Source organism: Xenorhabdus sp. PB61.4, from assembly GCF_963894935.1.
GTDB classification, from domain to species: Bacteria; Pseudomonadota; Gammaproteobacteria; order Enterobacterales; family Enterobacteriaceae; genus Xenorhabdus; species Xenorhabdus stockiae.
In genome coordinates this window covers 1-20580 of record NZ_CAWQJR010000210.1, presented here as the reverse complement: position 1 = coordinate 20580, position 20580 = coordinate 1, and the positions used below count along the sequence as shown (strand labels likewise).

The following is a 20580-nucleotide window of genomic DNA, read 5'->3' as shown; positions in this document are numbered from 1 at the left end:
CAGCCTGACGATATCTTTTGAGGCTTGTACCAGGTTTTTACCTGCCTTTTGATCATCCAGTGCCTTACCCAAAGCATCGCTCTTAGTTGGCGCCAAAAAGTTATTCTCCACCGCATTTTTCGCACTCTGTGCCCCATCAATCCCACCTGCCGTAGAATCTGTTGCCAATCCTGCTGTCAATCCACCAGCCAATGTAGATAATGCACTGATTGTCTGCCGTTTTTCTTCATCTAATTGATTGAGCTCTTCTGGTGTTTTAACACCATAAAGCTGTTCGGCAATGATTGGGGCCATGAGTTCACCAACCGCTGCACCCGTACCACCTGCTAATGAATCTCCACCATTAGCTTTTGCCAGTACTGCCCCCAAAACTGCATGAGCCATAGCATTGGCAGTTTTATTGACTTCTTTGGTTTTCGGATCAGTCGTCTTATCTTTAATTACTTCAGCCAGATAAGGTGCAGCACCTCCCGCGATTGCTGCTGTTAAATCACCACCGGCCAATCCTTGTATTGCAGCAGTGGCAGCCATCATGGCTTTATTCAAATTACTACCAGTGCCCCATTTCTTCTGCTCATCTTTATAAGCCTTAGTTTCACGTAGCTTAGCATAATAACCAGTCCGTTCTTTTTCTGATGTCCCTTCAGCTGGTTCAGGATTTCCATTCTTGGCCAGTTCTTCCTTACCTGCCTGAATCGCACGAATGTTACCTTCTGTTCGCGCAATGTCTATGGCTTGATTGCTAATTTCACCAATCAGACGGCTTTGCTGGATACGTTTTTGCTCCTTCTCTTTGTTAAAGATTGGGCTGAGTGTCTGGTTTGCATGTTCTACATCACGACTTAGATCAGCAATATCCTGCTTCTGATTTTCTGTATCACGAACAATAACCACTCCTTCGCTGATCGCTGCATGAGTAGTCGAATTAGCATGCCCTTCACGGCTACCACCAACAGGCATTCCCATTGCCATATTTTTTAGTGTTCCATCGTTACCACTACTAACAGGATTACCATTCGATGCTCCTAACGGATTTTTCTGCGCATTGCTGGCTAAATTACCACTAGCGCTAAAGCCCGCGCTCTGGTGCTCAACCTTATATTCCGCTTTATTTTCAATATCGCTGAAACCAAGAGTACCTGTTTCCAGACGGTTTTTATCTGCAGTCGCGGTACTGCCAATCACAGCCCCATCTAGCTGGGTATGCTCACTCACTTTAACGTCAAAACCGCCTTTGCCCGCAAAAATACCCGTCTGCTCCTGCACTGAATCATAATTACTGCGCATTTTCTCACGGCTGGCGTTGACACTGCCTGAACCCGACATTGTGCCGTAAGTGAAGCTTCCCGAAGCACTTGCGTTAACCTGTTTAGCATCATAACGATCGCTATCCTGCTGGCTTTGCATGGTCAGATTGCGTCCAACATCTGCCTTAACAGTTTCACCCGTTATCTGTGCTCCTGTCAGATTTGTATCCCGATCACTATGAAGATTAACCGTGTTACCGGCATTGAGTGTGGTTTCGATATAATTAGTTCCTGTCCCTTTTTCAAAACCCCTGCCTTTATTAGCACTTGCTGAGATTTGAATACCGGTAGAACCACCGAAAACTACACCAACGCCCACGCTACCACCACTACTTTTATTCTTACTATCCTGCAATTGGCTGTTTTCAGCAGAGACAAGATTTACATCCCGGTTAGCAGATAGGTTGATATCTTTACCCGCTTGTAGCTGTCCACCCTGAATGGTGATATCACCATCTTCTCCTTTTTTACCGGCACCTGTTGCTGTAATGGAAAGATTTTCTCCCGCCGTCAGATTGCTACCCTGAGCAAAATTTTGCTGTAGTTTTTGCGTGGATTTGGAAGATTGAGTTTCCAGAGAAACTTTGACACCAAACGCACTGTCCTGCGACGGATCATTGCTCTGTTCTGAAGCAAGACGTGCTGCCTGTACAGCTTGTACGCCGCTTAATGCGACCTTAGTGCCCTTAAGTGCAGCCAGACGGCTATCTTGTTCTTTCTCCTCATTGAACTGCTGAGCTGTTTCTACGGCGGTGTTGATAGCACTGCCTACAGCACCAGATAATGCAGCTTTTATCCCTGTCTTCCTCTGCTCTGCAGATTGTGATTGGTTGAGCTGGCTTTCGCTGGCGGTAATACTGACCTCCTGTCCTTTCAGATCCATATTTCCGCCTGAAATGAGTTCACTACCATGTACCGAAAGATCGCGACCTGCAGTTACTCTCAGGTTACCGTCACTACTGCCAATCACACTGCCTTTTTCGCTATTAGCATCACCATCAACAGTTCCTTTGTCCTTACTCTGACCAACCATCACACTAACGCCGCTGGATTTTATCCGACCTAACTTTTTCTCTTCATTCGTATGAACAGAATGCTGGGATTCATCCACAGTGGTAATAATCACATCGCGGTTAGCAGCCAACGTAACATCATGGGTACCGGCAATATTACTTCCTTGCACACCAATATCTCGACCTGCCTGTATTTCTATTTGATCGCCACTCAGAGTGCTGGATTTCGCAGTCTGCTGATCATTTTTATCATAAGTTGTCGCCTTATTTTTTGACACCTTATTACTGTTAACAGAGCTCTCCGTTAACTTGGCTTCGTGAGAAGTACTATTTTGCTGATAGGTAAGGAGGAAATCACGCCCAGTCTCAATTTTAAGCGTTTCACCATTTACATGTGTGCCTGCCAGAGTTGTATCCTGTCCACTATTAAGAGTAATGGTCTTACCACTCTCTACTGTTGTTTCTGTCCATGTCGTTCCATTATCTTTTTCAAAACCTTTACTGCGGTTAGCCTTATAATCAACATTTGCCATAGCAACACCGCTCAATCCAAGATTGACACTAGCGCCGAGTTGCTTGCCACTGCTGCTATCTTCTTTATCAGTCCGGTGAGTATTAGCAGTCCCTGCCAAAGAAATATCTTTTTCAGCCTGCAAAATAGTATTTTCACCGGCTTTAAGCTGGCTACCTACCACAACCAAATTACCGGCTTCTGCACCTTCTCCCTGACCGGTGGCTGTAATAGATAAGTTATTACCTGCATTAAGGATCGAGCCGACAGTTACATCCGATTCTTTATGAATACTGGATAAACTTTTTTGTTTGCCTAATGTAGTCTGGAAAGAAAGTGACGGCATTACGGGATCTTTACCTTCAAGAAGATTTTCTTCTGCTTTATCATGTGCAGCCTGAGTTACACTCAGGGCAGACTTAATATCATATAATGCAGAGACCCGACTATTATCACCTTGTTTATCCTGTTGCGACATGGTTTGAGCAGCAACCGCTAGGCTACCTTGAGATCCGCCAAAAGAGACACTCAATCCTTTACTTTTTTGTTCGAAAATCTCATCTCTGGTCAGTTTATTACGCCCAGCTTCAATCTGTACATTGCTGCCACTAATTGTCAGATCCTGACCAGCAATCAGTTCACTGCCGCGTACTTTAGCTTCTCGTCCTGCATTAACAGTAAGGTTACCTTGGCTGCTACCAATTAAGCTGCCTTTTTCGCTCATGCCATCATCTTCTGAGGTACTCTTCTGGCTGGTTTTACCAACCATAAAGCCAACACCACCAGACCCCATCAGACCGGATTTTTTCTCTTGCTTCACATGCTGTTCAGTAAACGATTCTACGGCAGTCGTCACATGCACATCCCGGCCAACCACCAATGCAACATCCTCTGTGCCAGCAATATTGCTGCCTTTGACATGCAAATCTTGCCCTGACTTCACGATCACCTTATTTCCACTCAGTGTCGTGCTCAATGCTTGGCGCTGGTGAACTTCATCGTGAGTTTCCGTTGATTCGGAGGAGAAGAGACTCTTATCTTGACGATAATGGTGTTCCGTCAGTGAACGTTGCATTTCACCGGACTCCAGTGTCATATCTCTCCCTGCCTGAACGTGTAAATCACCACCTGCAACAACTTCAGCTGCTTTCACTTTCAGATCATTGCCGGCCAATAGTTGCATAGAACCTTCACTGTCCAATGTGCTGCCGATATCAGTTTTTTCATACTGGTGCAGGTAATTTTTGCTGTCCCAGTCATGATTACGGGTTGTTTCCGTTGTAACAGTATTGATACGCAGGTCATTACCAGCACTCAGTGTTGTTGTCCCATGTTTACCCTTATTGACAATTTCACTGGCAGTCAGGGTGAGGTTATTGTTTGCATATAGAGCCAATTCACCCTGATCATTGGTAACATAGATACCGGCAGTACGGTCAACCCACTGGTCAGTACCCTGACTACCTACGGTTGTCGCGCTGGTCAGATTATTACCAGCCAACAGCGTCACACTGTCATTCCCTCGGATTTTTCCGCCCAGATTATTAATATCTGCACGCGCTTGTACCACTACCTTATTACCTCTGATTTCTCCCTTGTTTTGCACGTTTTCAGCGGTGAGCTGAGTGATCTCCCTTCCAGAAATCTGTCCGCTATTAGTAATATCCTGCAAAGCATTTGCCAGTACTCGTTGTCCAGTCAGTAATGCTCCACCACCAGTCAATTCATCCTGTTTCACTCGCGCATAGACCTGCGGTACCATTACTGTCTGTACCGAGCCATTCGGTAAGGTAACCTGACGGTTTTCCAACCAAACTATATCGGTTGTCAATAACGCCATTTGTGAAGATGTCAGAGTAACACCCGGTGTCAGTCCGTAACGCTTGCCAAAGGTTACACCTGAATTCATCAGCGCTTTAAACTGCTCTTCATCATTACTGTGATTGTCAAGATAGCGATGCCCCGTCAACTGTACTATTTGGTCACGTATTAGGCGCTGCTCATAGAAACCATCACCCAGACGTTTATGCATGTTACTAGGGTTGTTGTCCCACTGCTTCTGCATATAATCCGTACTTAACCACTTCTTATGATCAGTAAAACGGCGATCAGTTTCGACTAAGGGAGTATTAGAATTCTCAAGATTTATGGTAAATAAACTGTTATCCGGTAAATTGATGTCTACATGAATACGACGAATGACTGATTCTTGTCCAGGGCGTACATTCTGAACAGGTACTACCTGTATTTTGTTTGGACTATCTAGTTCTATCTGATTAGGTAAGTCTGCCGGTTTTATCAGATCTAACTGATTTGATGAATCCGTCATTTTCACTGGCTCTAATGTATTTGTCACATCAGCTACTTTCACCGGTTCTAATGCATTTGTCACATCAGGCACTTTGACAGGTTCTGATGCATTTGCTCCATCTGCCACTTTCATCGATTCTAGTGCGTTTGTTGCATCCACTACTTTCACCGGTTCTAGTACGTTCGCCGTATCCGCTACTTTCACGGATTCTAATACGTTTGTCGCATCGGCCACTTTCACCGATTCTAATGTGTTTGCCACATCAGCCAATTTCACCGACTCCAACGTATTTGTTGCATCTGCTATTTTCGTCGATTCTAATACGTTTGTCGTATCCGCCACTTTCACGGATTCTAATGTGTTAGCCACATCATCCACTTTCACTGATTCCAACGTATTTATTGCATCAGCTACTTTCACCGATTCTAACGTATTTGTTGCATCCGTTATTTTCACTGGTTCTAGTGAGTTTGCCGTATTCATCACTTTCAGTGACTCTAATACGTTTGTTGCATCCAGCACTTTCACTGGTTCTAATGTGTTTGCCACATCAGCCAATTTCACCGATTCTAGCGTATTTGCTGTATCTACTACTTTCATCGGTTCTGATGTGTTTGCCGTATCCGTTGTTTTTATTACGACTGACGAATTCGATATATCTACGTTTAAGTTTTCACCCTGTATAGCAATGTGACTCATTTCTATTGGGTTATCAGCTAATGTTAGAGTCTGACGAGCATCAGGTGAACTACCGATGCCAGTACCGTTAGTATTAGACTGATATTCCATCAGATGCAACGGTAATGTGGTAATGGTTTCAAAGGGCCCATAATCTGATGTACTAACACCACTTTTTTGGGGCTTTCTTTTGAACCCTCTTCTTTTGGGGGGTTTTGTATGTTTAGTGCTGGTACCCACATCTGTTAATACACGCTGCCCTGTAGCTTCAAGATTGTCCAGTTTGTTTACTGAAGCAAGTAAATCACCACCTGCTACAATACGGCTATTTTCATTGACATGTTGATATCCTAATAAAGTCAGATTTTTCCCTGCGATCATGGTGGCCGGATCTTTATTCAACACTTGAGTCTCAGAAGTTACATGATCATATTTGTACTCATAAAAATTTTTATAAAAACCCTCTGGTGTCGATAATTTATGTTCACGTTCGTTAACTCTGGCTGTAATACGTTCATCAGTCGCATCATAGATAGGACTAGATCCCGAAACCTGAAACTGATGGCGGTACTCACGGGAAACTTCCACTGGTTTATCCGTCAGCTTCAGATGAATATCTTTGTTCTCCAGCAAAGCTGTTTTGATAAATAGATTATCGCCCGCTTCAATATTCGCACTGTAATTATTCACCCTTCCCGCTTGCCCTATCGCATGATAGTTCTCATCCAGACGGCTGCCGATTTTCATATCACCTGAACTGTAAAGCAAAGCGTGATCCTGATTTAATAGCTTGTCATCGACACCGATATCCAATCGATCACGAGCGGCAATAACAGCGCTTTTACCTTGCTCTTTCAAGTTTTTCAACGTCTCGGCTTTTATTGCCACATGATCGCCGTAAATACGTCCTGTGCCTTGGTTAGTCATTGCTGAGGTTTCAATATGAGTGAGTACGCCATCGATCAAGCCACGATTCTGTAGGTTTTCTGCCTTAATATGGGTATTAACCGCACTGATTTCTGCTGTTTCAGTATTGTTGACCTGTGGCGCTTCTATTTTTAGAGTATTACCAGACAGAATCTGGTGTTTGTTGGTTACGCCCATCGCTGAACGTAGGTTCAGGTTGCCATTAGCAGCTATCGTTTTTCCATTGGTGAAAGCCTTATTTAAGCTGATATCCATATCACCTTGTGACAAGACGTCCCCATCTCCACTCAAGCTTCTTGCGTTTATCTGCGCTTGTTTGCCTGCAATCAACGTTCCATCAATGTTATTAATTGTGAGTGAATTTTTATTTTCATCTGTCATCGTCAGGCTATTAATACTACTGATAAGCCCTTGACTATTATCGACTGAATTTTGAATATGCAATGTCTGTTCAGAAGTCGACCGAATTGCACCTGCTTTATTGTTGAGTTCCGTTGCTGTTAAAAACAGACTGTTCGCTTCTATGCCTTTATCTTCTTTGTTCAGGGTAACACCATTGATAAGGGTATCTGTACTGGTGGACAATACTTTTCCACCACGGATAAGCCCATCTCTGTTGTCGATTTGCTCAGTCACAATCAGTGACATATCACCCACCGATTGTATCTGGCCTTGCTGGTTATTTAGCAAACGAGTTTTGATATCTGTCGTGCCCAGCGAGAGGAGTTCTCCTTGCTGATTGTCGAACGATTGAGTACCAGTATTAATAGTCAGCTCGGTTCCGCCCTGAATCTTCCCTTTTTGGTTATCTACTGTACCTGTATGTAAAGTTGTCTTACCATCAGCAGCCAATAACCCCTGCTTATTGGTGAGTAGCTGCCCTTGAGTATCTACCCTCAGATCCGCTGAGGATTGTAATTTACCTTCTGTGTTGTTCAGCGTTTTACTGTGTAGTTTGACACCATCATTACCCGCTATCTGACCTTTTGTATTATCAAGGTCACCTGTTTCTAATTTAGCTTGAGCGTTTGCAATGATAATCCCCTGTTGGTTATCCAAGTCACCACTGTGTAATGTGACTGTTCCCTCTGCAGCTAATTTGCCTTGCTTATTAGTAAATTTCTTGCCTTGAGTATCAGTATTGATATCTATAGCAGAAAGCAGTTGGCCAGTAGTATTATCCAGCGCCTGACTGGTGATCATCAGTCCTTCATTACCTGCGATATGACCTTTCGTATTATTAATTTCACCAGTTGTCAGCATGGTTTTAGCATTAGCGGCAATCTCACCTTGCTTATTAATCAATACATTATCTTGTGTATTTACGGTCAGATCGTCAGCTGACAATAATTTTCCTTCGGTGTTATCCAGCGCCTGGCTGGTAATTTTCAACCCTTTATCACCAAAAATCTCACCTCGGTTATTATCGATCTCTCCGGTTGTCAACGTGATCTTAGCGTTGGATGCAATGATGCCTTGTTGGTTGGTGAGTTTTTGTTCTTGTGTATTGACTGCTAACTCTGCAGCAGATTGCAATTTACCTTCGGTGTTATTCAATGCTTGGCTGGTAATCTCCAGTCCTTTATCACCGGCAATTTGACCTTGCGTATTATTGATCTCGCCGGTTGTCAGTGTGGTTTGGCTGTTGGACGCAATCAGGCCTTTCTGCGCATTACTCAACCGTTTCCCCTGCGTATCTACGGTCAAATCAGCCACTGACAGCAATTTTCCCGTGGTATTATCCAGTGCCTGACTGGTGATCGCCAGTCCTTCATTACTCGAAATTTGACCGTTACTATTATTGATATCACCCGTTGTCAGCGTGGCCTTAGCGTTGGATGCGATGGTGCCTTGCTGATTGGTGAGCTTTTCTCCTTGCGTATCTACGGTCAGATCGGCGGCAGACAGTAATTTCCCTTTCGTGCTATCCAGTGCCTGACTGGTGATTTCCAGCCCTTTATCACCTAAAACTTCACCCTGGATATTGTCGATTTCTCCGGTTGTCAACGTGATCTTCGCGTTGGATGAGATTACACCTTGCTGATTAGTGAGCTTTTGCCCTTTCGTATCCACCATCAGATCGACGGTAGATTGTAATTTTCCTCTCGTATTATCCAACACCTGACTGGTGATCGTCAGTCCCTGATTGCCAGCAATTTGACCTCCAGTATTGTTGATATCTCCCGTTGTCAACGTGGTTTTGCCATCGGAGGCAATCAGGCCTTTCTCCGCATTACTCAACCGATTCCCCTGCGTATCTACGGTCAGATCCGCGGCTGACAGCAATTTTCCCGTGGTGTTATCCAGCGCCTGGCTGGTGATCGCCAGTCCTTCATTACTCGAAATTTGACCGTTACTATTATTGATATCACCCGTTGTCAGCGTGGCCTTAGCGTTGGATGCGATGGTGCCTTGCTGATTGGTGAGTTTTTGTCCTTGCGTATCCACGGTCAGATCAGCCGCTGACAGTAATTTCCCTTCCGTGCTATCCACCGCCTGACTGGTGATTTTCAGTCCTTTGTTACCCGAAATTTGACCTTGCGTATTATTAATCTCACCGGTTGTCAGTGTGGTTTGGCTGTTGGAGGCAATCATTCCCCGTTGGTTAACCAGCGACTGATCTTGCGTATTCACGATCAAGTCAGCGGCAGACAACAGTTTTCCTTCCGTGTTATCCAGCATATGACTGCTGATTGCCAATCCTTTATCACCTAAAATTTCACCCCTGATATTGTCCAGTTCCCCCGCTTTCAACGTGGTTTTAGCATTGGATGAAATGACGCCTTGCTGGTTGGTGAGTTTCTGCCCCTGCGTATTGACCGTCAACTCTGCTACAGACTGTAATTTTCCAGCAGTGTTATTCAGCGTCTGACTGGTAATCGTTAACCCCTGGTTACCCGCGATTTGGCCTTCGGTATTATTGATATCTCCCGTTGTCAGCGTGGTTTTAGCATCGGAGACAATCAGACCTTTATCAGCATTAATCAGCTGCTGTCCCTGCGTATCCACGGTCAAGTCATCCGCTGACAGCAATTTTCCGGTGGTGTTATCCAGCGCTTGGCTAGTGATCTTCAGCCCCTCATTACCCGAAATTTGGCCGTTAATATTCTTGATATCGCCGGTTGTCAGTATGACGGTACTATTAGAGGCAATTACCCCTTGTTGGTTATTAAATTTTTGTCCTTTCGTATCTAGGGTCAGATCGGCGGCAGATTGTAATTTTCCTTCCGTGCTGTCTAACGCCTGACTGGTGATTTCCAGTCCTTTATCACCAAAAATCTCACCCCGAATATTGTCGATTTCCCCCGTTGTCAACGTGGTCTTGGCGTTGGATGCAATGATGCCTTGCTGATTGGTGAGTTTCTGCTCCTGCGTATTGACCGTCAATTCCGCTGCAGACTGCAATTTACCTTCGATGTTATTCAATGCCTGGCTGGTGATTTCCAGTCCTTTATCACCAAAAATCTCACCCCGGATATTGTCGATTTCCCCCGCTGTCAGCGTGCTCTTAGCGTTGGATGCAATGATGCCTTTCTGGTTGGTAAGTGTCTGCTCCTGCGTATTGACCGTCAACTCCGCCGCAGATTGTAATTTACCTTCAGTATTATTCAGTGCATCACTGGTAATTACCACACCTTCATTGCCACTGATCTGACCTTGCGTATTATTGATATCACCTGTTTTCAGTATGGTTTTACTATTGGACGTAATGATACCCCGCTGGTTAATCAGCTCCTGATCCTGTGTATTTACCATTAACTCCGCCGCAGACTGTAATTTACCCGCGGTGTTATTCAGTGACTGACTGGTGATCTTCAATCCGTTATTACCAGCAATTTGACCTTCAGTATTGTTGATATCACCGGTTATCAGCATAGTTTTGGCATCGGATGCAATCAGGCCTTTCTCCGCATTACTCAACCGTTCCCCCTGCGTATCTACGGTCAAATCAGCCGCTGACAGCAATTTCCCGGTGGCATTATCCAGCGCCTGACTGGTGATCGTCAGCCCTTCGTTACCCGAAATTTGACCGTTGATATTATTGATATCACCGGTGGTCAGTGTGGCCTTGCTGTTGGATACTATCACCCCTTGTTTATTGGTGAGCGTTTGTCCTTGCGTATCTACCGTCAGATCGGCGGCAGACAGTAATGACCCTTCCGCACTGTCCAGTGCCTGACTGGTGATTTCCAGTCCTTTATCACCTAAAACTTCACCCCGGATATTGTCGATTTCCCCCGCTGTCAGCGTGGTCTTAGCATTGGATGCAATGATGCCTTTCTGATTAGTAAGCTTTTGCCCTTTCGTATCTACCGTCAGATCAGCGGTAGATTGTAATTTTCCTCCTGTGTTATTCAACGCCTGGCTGGTGATCGTCAGTCCCTGATTGCCAGCAATTTGCCCTCCAGTATTGTTAATATATCCGGTTGTCAACGTAGTTTTACCATCAGATGCAATCAGGCCTTTCTCGGCATTTATTAGCTGCTGTCCCTGCGTATTTACGGTCAGATCCATGGCTGACAGCAATTTTCCGGTGGTGCTATTCAGTGCCTGACTGGTGATCATCAGTCCTTCATGGCCCGAAATTTGTCCTTGCGTATTGTTGATGTCACCGGTGGTCAGTGTCGTTTTGCCATCAGAGACAATACCCCCGTGTTGATTGGTGAGTTTTTGTCCTTGCGTATCCACGGTCAGATCAGCCGCTGATAGTAATTTCCCTTCCGTGCTATCCAGCGCCTGACTGGTGATTTTCAGTCCTTCGTTACCCGAAATTTGACCTTGCGCATTATTGATCTCACCGGTTGTCAGTGTGGTTTGGCTGTTGGAGGCAATCATTCCTCGTTGGTTAACCAACGACTGATCTTGCGTATTTACGGTCAGACTGGCGGCAGACAACAATTTTCCTTCTGTGTTATCCAGCATATGACTGCTGATTGCCAATCCTTTATCACCTAAAATTTCACCCCGGATATTATCCAGTTCCCCCGCTGTCAACGTGGTTTTAGCATTGGATGCAATGATGCCTTGCTGGTTGGTGAGTTTCTGCCCCTGCGTATTGACCGTCAACTCCTCCGCAGACTGCAATTTACCATCGGTGTTATTCAATGTCTGACTGGTAATCGTTAATCCCTGATTACCGGCGATTTGGCCTTCGGTATTATTGATATCTCCCGTTACCAGCGTGGCTTTAGCTTCGGAGGCAATCAGGCCTTTATCAACATTAATCAGCTGTTTCCCCTGCGTATCTACGGTCAAATCAGCTGCTGACAGCAATTTGCCGGTGGTATTATCCAGCACCTGACTGGTGATCTTCAGTTCCTCATTACCCGAAATTTGACCGTTGATATTATTAAGATCGCCGGTTGTCAGCGTGACCGTCCTATTGGAAGCAATCATCCCTTGTTGGTTATTAAATTTTTGTCCTTTCGTATCTACAGTCAGATCGGCGGCAGACTGTAATTTTCCTTCCGTGCTGTCCAACGCCTGACTGGTGATTTCCAGTCCTTTATTACCAAAAATTTCGCCCCGAATATTGTCGATTTCTCCCGCTATCAACGTGGTTTTAGCATTGGATGCAATGATGCCTTGCTGGTTAATCAGCTCCTTATCCTGCGTATTGACAGTTAACTCCGCCGCCGACTGTAATTTACCGGCGGTGTTATTTAATGCCAAGCTGGTGATTACCAGCCCTTTATTGCCGGCGATTTGTCCTTCGGTATTATTGATATCTCCAGTTGTCAGCGTGATTTTTCCATCGGATGCAATCAGACCTTGCTCAGCATTAATCAGCTGTTGTCCTTGTGTGTCTACGCTCACATCAGCGGCCGACAATAATTTTCCCTTTGTACTGTCCAACGCCTGACTAGTGATTTTCAGTTCTTCGTTACCCGAAATGTGGCCTTGTCTATTATTGATGTCGCCAGTTGTCAATGTAGCTTTACTATCAGAGACAATCTTCCCTTGTTGATTGGTAAGTGTGTGCCCTTGGGTATCCACGGTTAGATCGGCAGCAGACAGTAATTTCCCTTCAGTGTTATCCAGCGCCTGACTGGTGATTTCCAGCCCTTTATCACCGGTAATTTGACCCTGCGTATTATTGATCTCGCCAGTTTTTAGTGTAATTTTGCTGTTGGACGCAATCACACCTTGTTGGTTAACCAGAGCACGATCCTGCGTATTAACCGTCAACTCCGCTGCAGACTGCAATTTGCCAGCAGCGTTATTCAATGCCAGGCTGGTGATCGCCAGTCCTTGATTGCCGGCGACTTGGCCTTCGGTATTGTTAATATTCCCCGTTGTCAGCGTGGTTTTGGCATCGGAGGCAATCAGGCCTTTCTCGGCATTTATCAGCTGTTGTCCCTGCGTATCTACCGTCAGATCAGCCGCCGACAGCAATTTTCCGGCGGTGTTATCCAGCGCCTGGCTGGTGATCGTTAATCCCTCATGACCCGAAATTTGACCCTGCGTATTGTCGATATCACCGGTGGTCAGTGTCACTTTGCTGTTGGAGACAATCAGCCCTTGTTGGTTGGTAAGTGTTTGCCCTTGCGTATCCACGGTCAGGTCAGCGGCTGATTGTAATTTCCCTTCCGTGCTGTCCAGCGCCTGACTGGCGATTTCCAGTCCTTTATCGCCAAAAATCTCACCCCGGAGATTATCGATTTCCCCCGTTGTCAACGTGGTTTTAGCATTGGATGCAATGATGCCTTGTTGGTTAGTAAATTTCTGTTCCTGCGTATTGACCGTCAATTCCGCCGCAGACTGCAATTTGCCAGCAGTGTTATTCAATGCCAGGCTGGTGATCGCTAGTCCTTGATTGCCGGCGACTTGGCCTTCGGTATTGTTGATATTTCCCGTTGTCAGCGTGGTTTTGGCATCAGAGGCAATCAGGCCTTTCTCGGCATTAATCAACTGTTGTTCCTGCGTATCTACAGTCAAATCAGCCGCTGACAGCAATTTTCCGGTGGTATTATCCAGCGCCAGGCCGGTGATCTTCAGCCCCTCATTAGCCGAAATTTGACCTTGCGTATTGTTGATATCGCCGGTGGTCAGTGTCACTTTGCTGTTGGAGACAACCACTCCTTGTTTATTAGTGAGTGTTTGCCCTTGCGTATCCACGGTCAGACCGGCGGCTGATTGTAATTTCCCTTCCGTGCTGTCCAGCGCCTGACTGGCGATTTCCAGTCCTTTATCGCCAAAAATCTCACCCCGGAGATTATCGATTTCCCCCGTTGTCAACGTGGTTTTAGCATTGGATGCAATGATGCCTTGTTGGTTAGTAAATTTCTGTTCCTGCGTATTGACCGTCAATTCCGCCGCAGACTGCAATTTGCCAGCAGTGTTATTCAATGCCAGGCTGGTGATCGCTAGTCCTTGATTGCCGGCGACTTGGCCTTCGGTATTGTTGATATTTCCCGTTGTCAGCGTGGTTTTGGCATCAGAGGCAATCAGGCCTTTCTCGGCATTAATCAACTGTTGTTCCTGCGTATCTACAGTCAAATCAGCCGCTGACAGCAATTTTCCGGTGGTATTATCCAGCGCCAGGCCGGTGATCTTCAGCCCCTCATTAGCCGAAATTTGACCTTGCGTATTGTTAATATCGCCGGTTGTCAATGCCACTTTGCTGTTAGAAGCAATAATACCTTGTTGGTTTGTGAGTGTTTGCCCTTGGGTATCCACCATCAGATCAGCGGCTGACAGTAATGCCCCCTCTGTGCTGTCCAGAGCCTGACTGATGATTTCCAGCCCTTTATCACCGGTAATTTGGCCTTGCGTATTATTGATCTCACCGGTTTTTAGTGTGATTTTATCATTAGAGGCGATCACACCTTTCTCAGCATTAATTAACTGTTGTCCCTGCGTATCTACGGTAAGATCAGCCACAGACTGTAATTTTCCGGCCGTGTTATCCAGCATCTGGCTGGTGATTGTCAGTCCTTTATTGCCAGCAATTTGGCCTTTAGTGTTATCAATGACACCCGTTGTCAACGTAGTTTTACTATTGGACGCAATGACACCTTTTTGGTTGGTGAGTATCTGCCCTTGGGTGTCTACGGTCAGATCAGTGGCCGACAGTAATTTTCCTCCAGTACTATCCAACCGCTGACTGGTAATTTCCAATCCTTTATCACCAGTAATTTGACCTTGCGTGTTATTGATCTCACCAGTTGTCAGTGTAGTTTTACTATTAGAAGTAATTACACCTCGTTGGTTAGTGAGTTTTTGCCCCTGCGTATCTACAGTCAGTTCAGCCGCAGACTGTAACCTACCTTCGGTATTATCCAGTACCTGACTGCTTACTTTCAGCCCACGGCCACCGATAATTTCACCTTCTTTGTTATTGATATTGCCTGTTGTTAACGTTAGTTGAGCATTGGTGGCAATCTTACCTTTCTGATTCTTTAGTTCTCCCACTGCCATGTTCAGATCATTACCATTTAGTAATGTTCCTCCGGTATTATCCAGAATATCATGAGTCAGTTGCAGTGTAGTGTTGCCAGTTTGCTGGATAATCCCTTCCTGATTTTCCAAAACAGGTGCTTTTAGACTCAGTACCTCCCCGGATAATTTGCCGCCGTTATTTTTCCATTGTATCGGCGCGTCCAGATTCAGCTCGTGTTTGGCAACTAATGTTCCATGAGAGGTATCCACATCAGCCTGTGTAGCCGTCAGCGTGATATTGGTAGCGTAAGTTTTACTTTGTTGTAAATCGATCCTATCGCCGGCTACTTGCAAATCTCCGCCAGCCAGATTTTTTCCGTTAGCTATTACTTCATGATGACCATTCAAGACCAGATTGCCAGTACCTGTGGCTTTTCCATCAGTATCAATACCTGCGGCTAGCGTGCCTTGGTTCGTACTCTTGATTCTGTCCGCATTTAATGTGGTATGCCCCATCGCGGTAATTGTTCCACTATTTTCAATTTTACCGTCTACATTAAGTATGACATCACCCGCTTGAGCACTAATCTCGCCAGCATTATGAACTACTGTAGACTGCAATTTTTCCTTGGAGTTATCAGATACCGCACTTGTGATTGTTACTCCTTCTTTGGCAACAATTTGACCTTTTTCGTTATCTAATTCACCTGTGTGGAGGGTCAATGTTTGGTTACTAACAATTTGACCGCCTTGAAACGAGACAGTAGGTTTTCCTTCATTTTCGCCAATAATCTCAATGAAGTTATTCGTCAGTTTTTGACCCTGCGTATTCACGGTCACATCCGCTAACGATTGCAATTTACCTGCTGTGTTATCCAGCATCTGACTGGTGATTTCCAGCCCTTCGTTACCAGAAATTTGACCTTGCGTATTATTGATCTCACCGGTTGTCAGTATGGTTTTTCTGTTGGAGGCAATCGTTCCCTGTTGGTTAATCAACCTCTGATTCTGCGTATCTACGGTCAGAGCGGTAGCAGACAGTAACTCACCGGCAGTGTTATCTAGTGCTTGGCTACTTACTTTTAGCCCTCTACTCGCGGCAATTCTGCCTTCCTGGTTATTGATATCACCTGTTGTCAATATTGCCTGTGCATTAGTGATAATCTTACCTTGCTGATTATTCAGTGATCCCACTGCCATATTCAGATCACCAGCGCTCAGCAACTCTCCTTCAGTATTATCCAAAGTCTTTTGTGTCAGTTGCAGAGAAGTATTTCCTGTTTGCCGGATAGTTCCTTTCTTATTTCCCAGAACAGGCGCTTTCAGATTCAGTGTCTCTCCTGACAGTTTGCCACCGTTATTTTTCCATTGTGTCGGAGTATCCAGACCCAGCTCATGTTCAGCAACCAATGTCCCATAAGAGGTATCTATATCAGACTGTGCGGCTGTTAATGAAATATTTTTGGCATAAGTTTTGCTATTCTGTAAATCAACTCTGCTGCCGGTTATTTGCAAATTTCCGCCCGCCAAATTTTTTCCATTAGCGATTACTTCATGGCGGCCATTCAACACCAGATTACCATTACCGGTAGCATTTCCATTCGCATCAATACCCGCTGCCAGTGCGCTCTGGGGAGAACTATTGATGTTATCGGCATTCAGAGTAGTATTCCCAACAGCGACAATCGTCCCACTATTATGTAGAGCCTGCTCTGTATTCAGCATCAGATCCGCTTTTGCCAATACTTTTCCTGAGTTTACTACATCTTCATGGTTAGAGATTTGTAGTACATTTTGGCTGTACAGCATCCCGCTGTTTTCAATTTTACCTTCCGCACTGATCGTTACATTACCAGCTAATGCACCAATTACGCCTGCATTGCGAACCCCTACACCTTTTTCCGTACCACGCAGAGTAATAGCATTAGCATACATACCGCCTATAGCAGCAACATCCAGCGCAAACTGTGGTTTATTCGCATTATCATCAGGCTTGGTTGCTACGACCTGCATATCACTACTGACTTTATTCTGCCCTGTCACCACTTTCAGATCATTAGCGTACAATTTGGCATTCATGTTAACAGCGTTGGCAATCAATTCGGTATAAGCTGCACTTTGTGCATTCATACCATTACCCTCTACCGTCAGTTGTCCTCGGTTAACATTAAAGCCTTTCAACTGACCATTTTCAGTAATAGCCTGTCCCGCGGCCAGCGTGGCTTTGTAAGCATTGATAAAACCACATCCACTGCAAGTTATCCCCGCAGGGTTAGCAATCACGACATGCGCTCGTCCACCAGCAACTTCGAGAAAACCTTCCAATCGGCTGGTATTAGCGCTATTTACCTCATTGAGGATGATTTTAGCCTCTCCTTTTGCCAACCATGGGTTTGCCGTTATCATCCCTCCCAACTGAGTCTGAGTATTTTTGTAACTGTTATTGAGGATAGCTCCCCGCGTTCCCACATCAAACTGGCTGTATTGGTTGCGTGAAATGCCCTCGGAATTCGGAGTTTGAATATTGATTTGTGGCAAACCGTTAGCTGTTGGCAACACAGTAGGCTGCTGATTACCTGGCGCATTGCGATCAGCGACAATATTAGAGTCCTGTTGGGCGGAAACTGTAACCAATCCAGAGGCCAGATAAAGTGAAAACGACAATGAGGAAAGACTAAACAGGCGCGAACTTAACGTTCTAGATTTTTGTGTTCGACGAGCAGTATTTCCCTGACCACTCTGGGCAATATCTGCCACCACCATGAGCATCTGACGAGCTTTGTTAAAAATAATACGATATAAGTGTTTGTTCATAATCAGACTACCTAAATCAATAGTTCCAGTTCACGCTAAAATTCACATTGGTATAGCCAGTCTTAAAACCATCTGGCTTGGAAAACGGAGTACCTACGCTAAAGTCATAGCTAATATTGGCGATACTCAAATTCCCACGCATACCGACTACACCACCTGCCAGATGCCGACCAATTAATGGGTGTCCATCCATACCTCGTCCATCTACTTCGCCGTAGTCCCCTCCTAGATAAAGCTCTTGTGAGGGTAATGGCACTTTCCAGGCTAGCGTGTTCCGGAGATACCAGCCTCGATCAGCACTTAAAGAGCGCTCCCCGTCAAATCCTCTGATATTCCAGCGGTTACCTATACTGAACTGATCTTGTGAAGTCAGCTGTGTGTTACTCATCTGACGCAGGTATTTCGCCTGATAACGGAATGACTGATCACTTATGCTGAATGGTATTTCAAGGTCTACTGACCATTGGAGAATTTTGGTAAGTGCAGTTGAATGATCATCACCCGAACGCCACTCTTCAAACGCAGGCTGTGCCCCGAACCAACGAGTACCACGCTGATAACTGACACCAGCATCGAGTATTGCTGTTCCCAGATAATGGCGATGATTCAGCCCCAGCTTCCAATCAGTGGTATGGCGTTCTTGAGGAGCTATTTTGGCTTTACCGAGAAAATTTTTGCTCTGCCGCAGCCTGACTTCATAGGTTGCAGTAGTTTTAGATGTGGCATTCCGGTGTAATACACGGCTTAGCTGGGTAATGAAACTGTTTCCTTCACCACGATATAATGTATCCCCACTACCATATAACGGTACAGTTTGAGCATAGGTATAGTGACTACCCGTGACACCAAACTGCCAGTAGCCGAAGGGCACAGAATAATGAACACTGTAATTTTTAGTATTTTTTTTCCCAGCAAAACCGAGGTCACGACTGGCCGTTACATAAAACAAATCGCTCAAAGATGTTGGGTTATCCAGTGCTAGCATCAACCCGCCCTGATAACGCCCGGTACTTTTGTTACCACTATCATCTACCCAAGAACCTACCCGCCAATAACGTGATTGCTGGCGATGAATGACAATATCACTTTCGCCCGGCTTAGCTGCGGGCACTAATTCCATTTTTGCTTGGACAGTTGGGAGACGCTGAAGGTTTTCCAATCCCTGCTCCATATCGCGTAGGTCAAATAAATTTCCTTCATGGGCAGGAATTGCCGTATACAGAGTAGCGTAATGATTAGACTCTGATGTTCGAGTGATTTGATGGATTTTACCGGCCAAAACGACCAGTTTCAGTTCACCTCCACGCAAATCTTGTTGGGGAGCCAATACTCGACTGGTGACCCAACCATGGCTGACCAATCGATCCTGTATATTACCCATCAATAAATTAATACCCTGAGAACCTAAACAGTGTCCATTTGCCTGATCTGCCAGACGTTGTAGAGGCAACCAGTGAGGTAGATCTTCTTGACCTGATAACATGACTTGATGGATAACAAAACAAGGAGATTCCTTAGGGAATTTCAGGTTAGAAACAGATGAGGTATCATCCAAAAGCCTAACTGTTGGCGCTTTTGCTTCAAGCCGTTGTTCTAATGCCTGTTGCTGTTGTTGCTGATATTGCTGTTGTTTTTTTTGTTGTTGGTCGTGAATAGAAAATTGGTTATCTGCGTGCACTGGCTGAGAGACAAAAATAGCCCACCCTGCCAACCCTATTAGCATATTGCTGGGAGTTACCTTTACCATAATTGAATCTATAATAATATTAAATGTTATTTAATTTTAAAAGGGAAATCAGAGGGGACATATTATAGATTAAGTTGCACCATTTTCAATATAACATTCTGTTTTTGATATAAAACAAAACTCACAGATGAATTAACTATAAAAATATATAATTTCATTATTTAACCAGAGGAAAACCTAGCGATAACAGATAAAACCAAGTTCCTTTATCCAACTCATAGAACTATCTAAATTAAAATAAAACATAAAAACATCATTCCACAAGATAAATTTTGGAATAATTAAGTGATACTTAATTTTTTATTTTGCCAATTTATAAATGCAAACAATTAAATATACCACATTATAGTTATAGTGGTTTTTTAATCTATCATTTATCATCTATTCGAATATATCCCATCAATCTGATTAATTTTTGTTTGGTTAGTTCCCATTGTTATTCCTCATCAGGAATACCGAAATGTACCATTGCCTTTTTCTATCGCTAAAGTTTTTCCTCCATGATACTACTGATGATTTTTCATTCATGAATTTATCTTTATTCACTCAAAATAAAAGGGAAATACTTTATGAGTTAAGGTAATGTATTTATTATTAATTTTCTAGAAAGGTGATTTCCATATTGATTATTATGGATACTATTTTGACTTTGTTAAACTGAACCTATCATTTAATCTGAGCCTGTAACTCAAAGAAAACTATAACAATGTATTCCGCATTACATTTGAGATTAGGAGGTATTTTATACTTTAATATCTATTTTATATGGCCAAAATATAGAAATATTTTATATATTCATCACAAGGTAGATAACTCCTACACAAGGGTAGAAGAAAACAAAAATACCTACTATTTTAACAACTCTATAAAACACATCTCCTAGCCCACGA

At 44.4% G+C, this 20580-nt stretch carries 1 protein-coding gene and 2 pseudogenes; all 3 read right to left on the bottom strand.

Going from position 1 to position 20580, the window contains the following annotated elements:
• Positions 1 to 2598: pseudogene (locus tag AACX68_RS20215) on the bottom strand (hemagglutinin repeat-containing protein); the annotation flags it as partial.
• Between the two features lie 42 nt (positions 2599 to 2640).
• Positions 2641 to 17943, bottom strand: a pseudogene (locus tag AACX68_RS18580) (two-partner secretion domain-containing protein); the annotation flags it as partial.
• 16 nt (positions 17944 to 17959) lie between these two features.
• A complete protein-coding gene (locus tag AACX68_RS18575; protein ID WP_339389379.1) occupies positions 17960 to 19666 on the bottom strand; it encodes a ShlB/FhaC/HecB family hemolysin secretion/activation protein in 1707 nt (568 codons plus the stop codon).
• Positions 19667 to 20580 lie beyond the last annotated feature (914 nt).

Excerpts from the sequence above, each read along its gene's own strand:
- AACX68_RS18575 (WP_339389379.1), bottom strand. The coding sequence starts at position 19,666 with ATGCTAATAGGGTTGGCAGGGTGGGCTATTTTTGTCTCTCAGCCAGTG.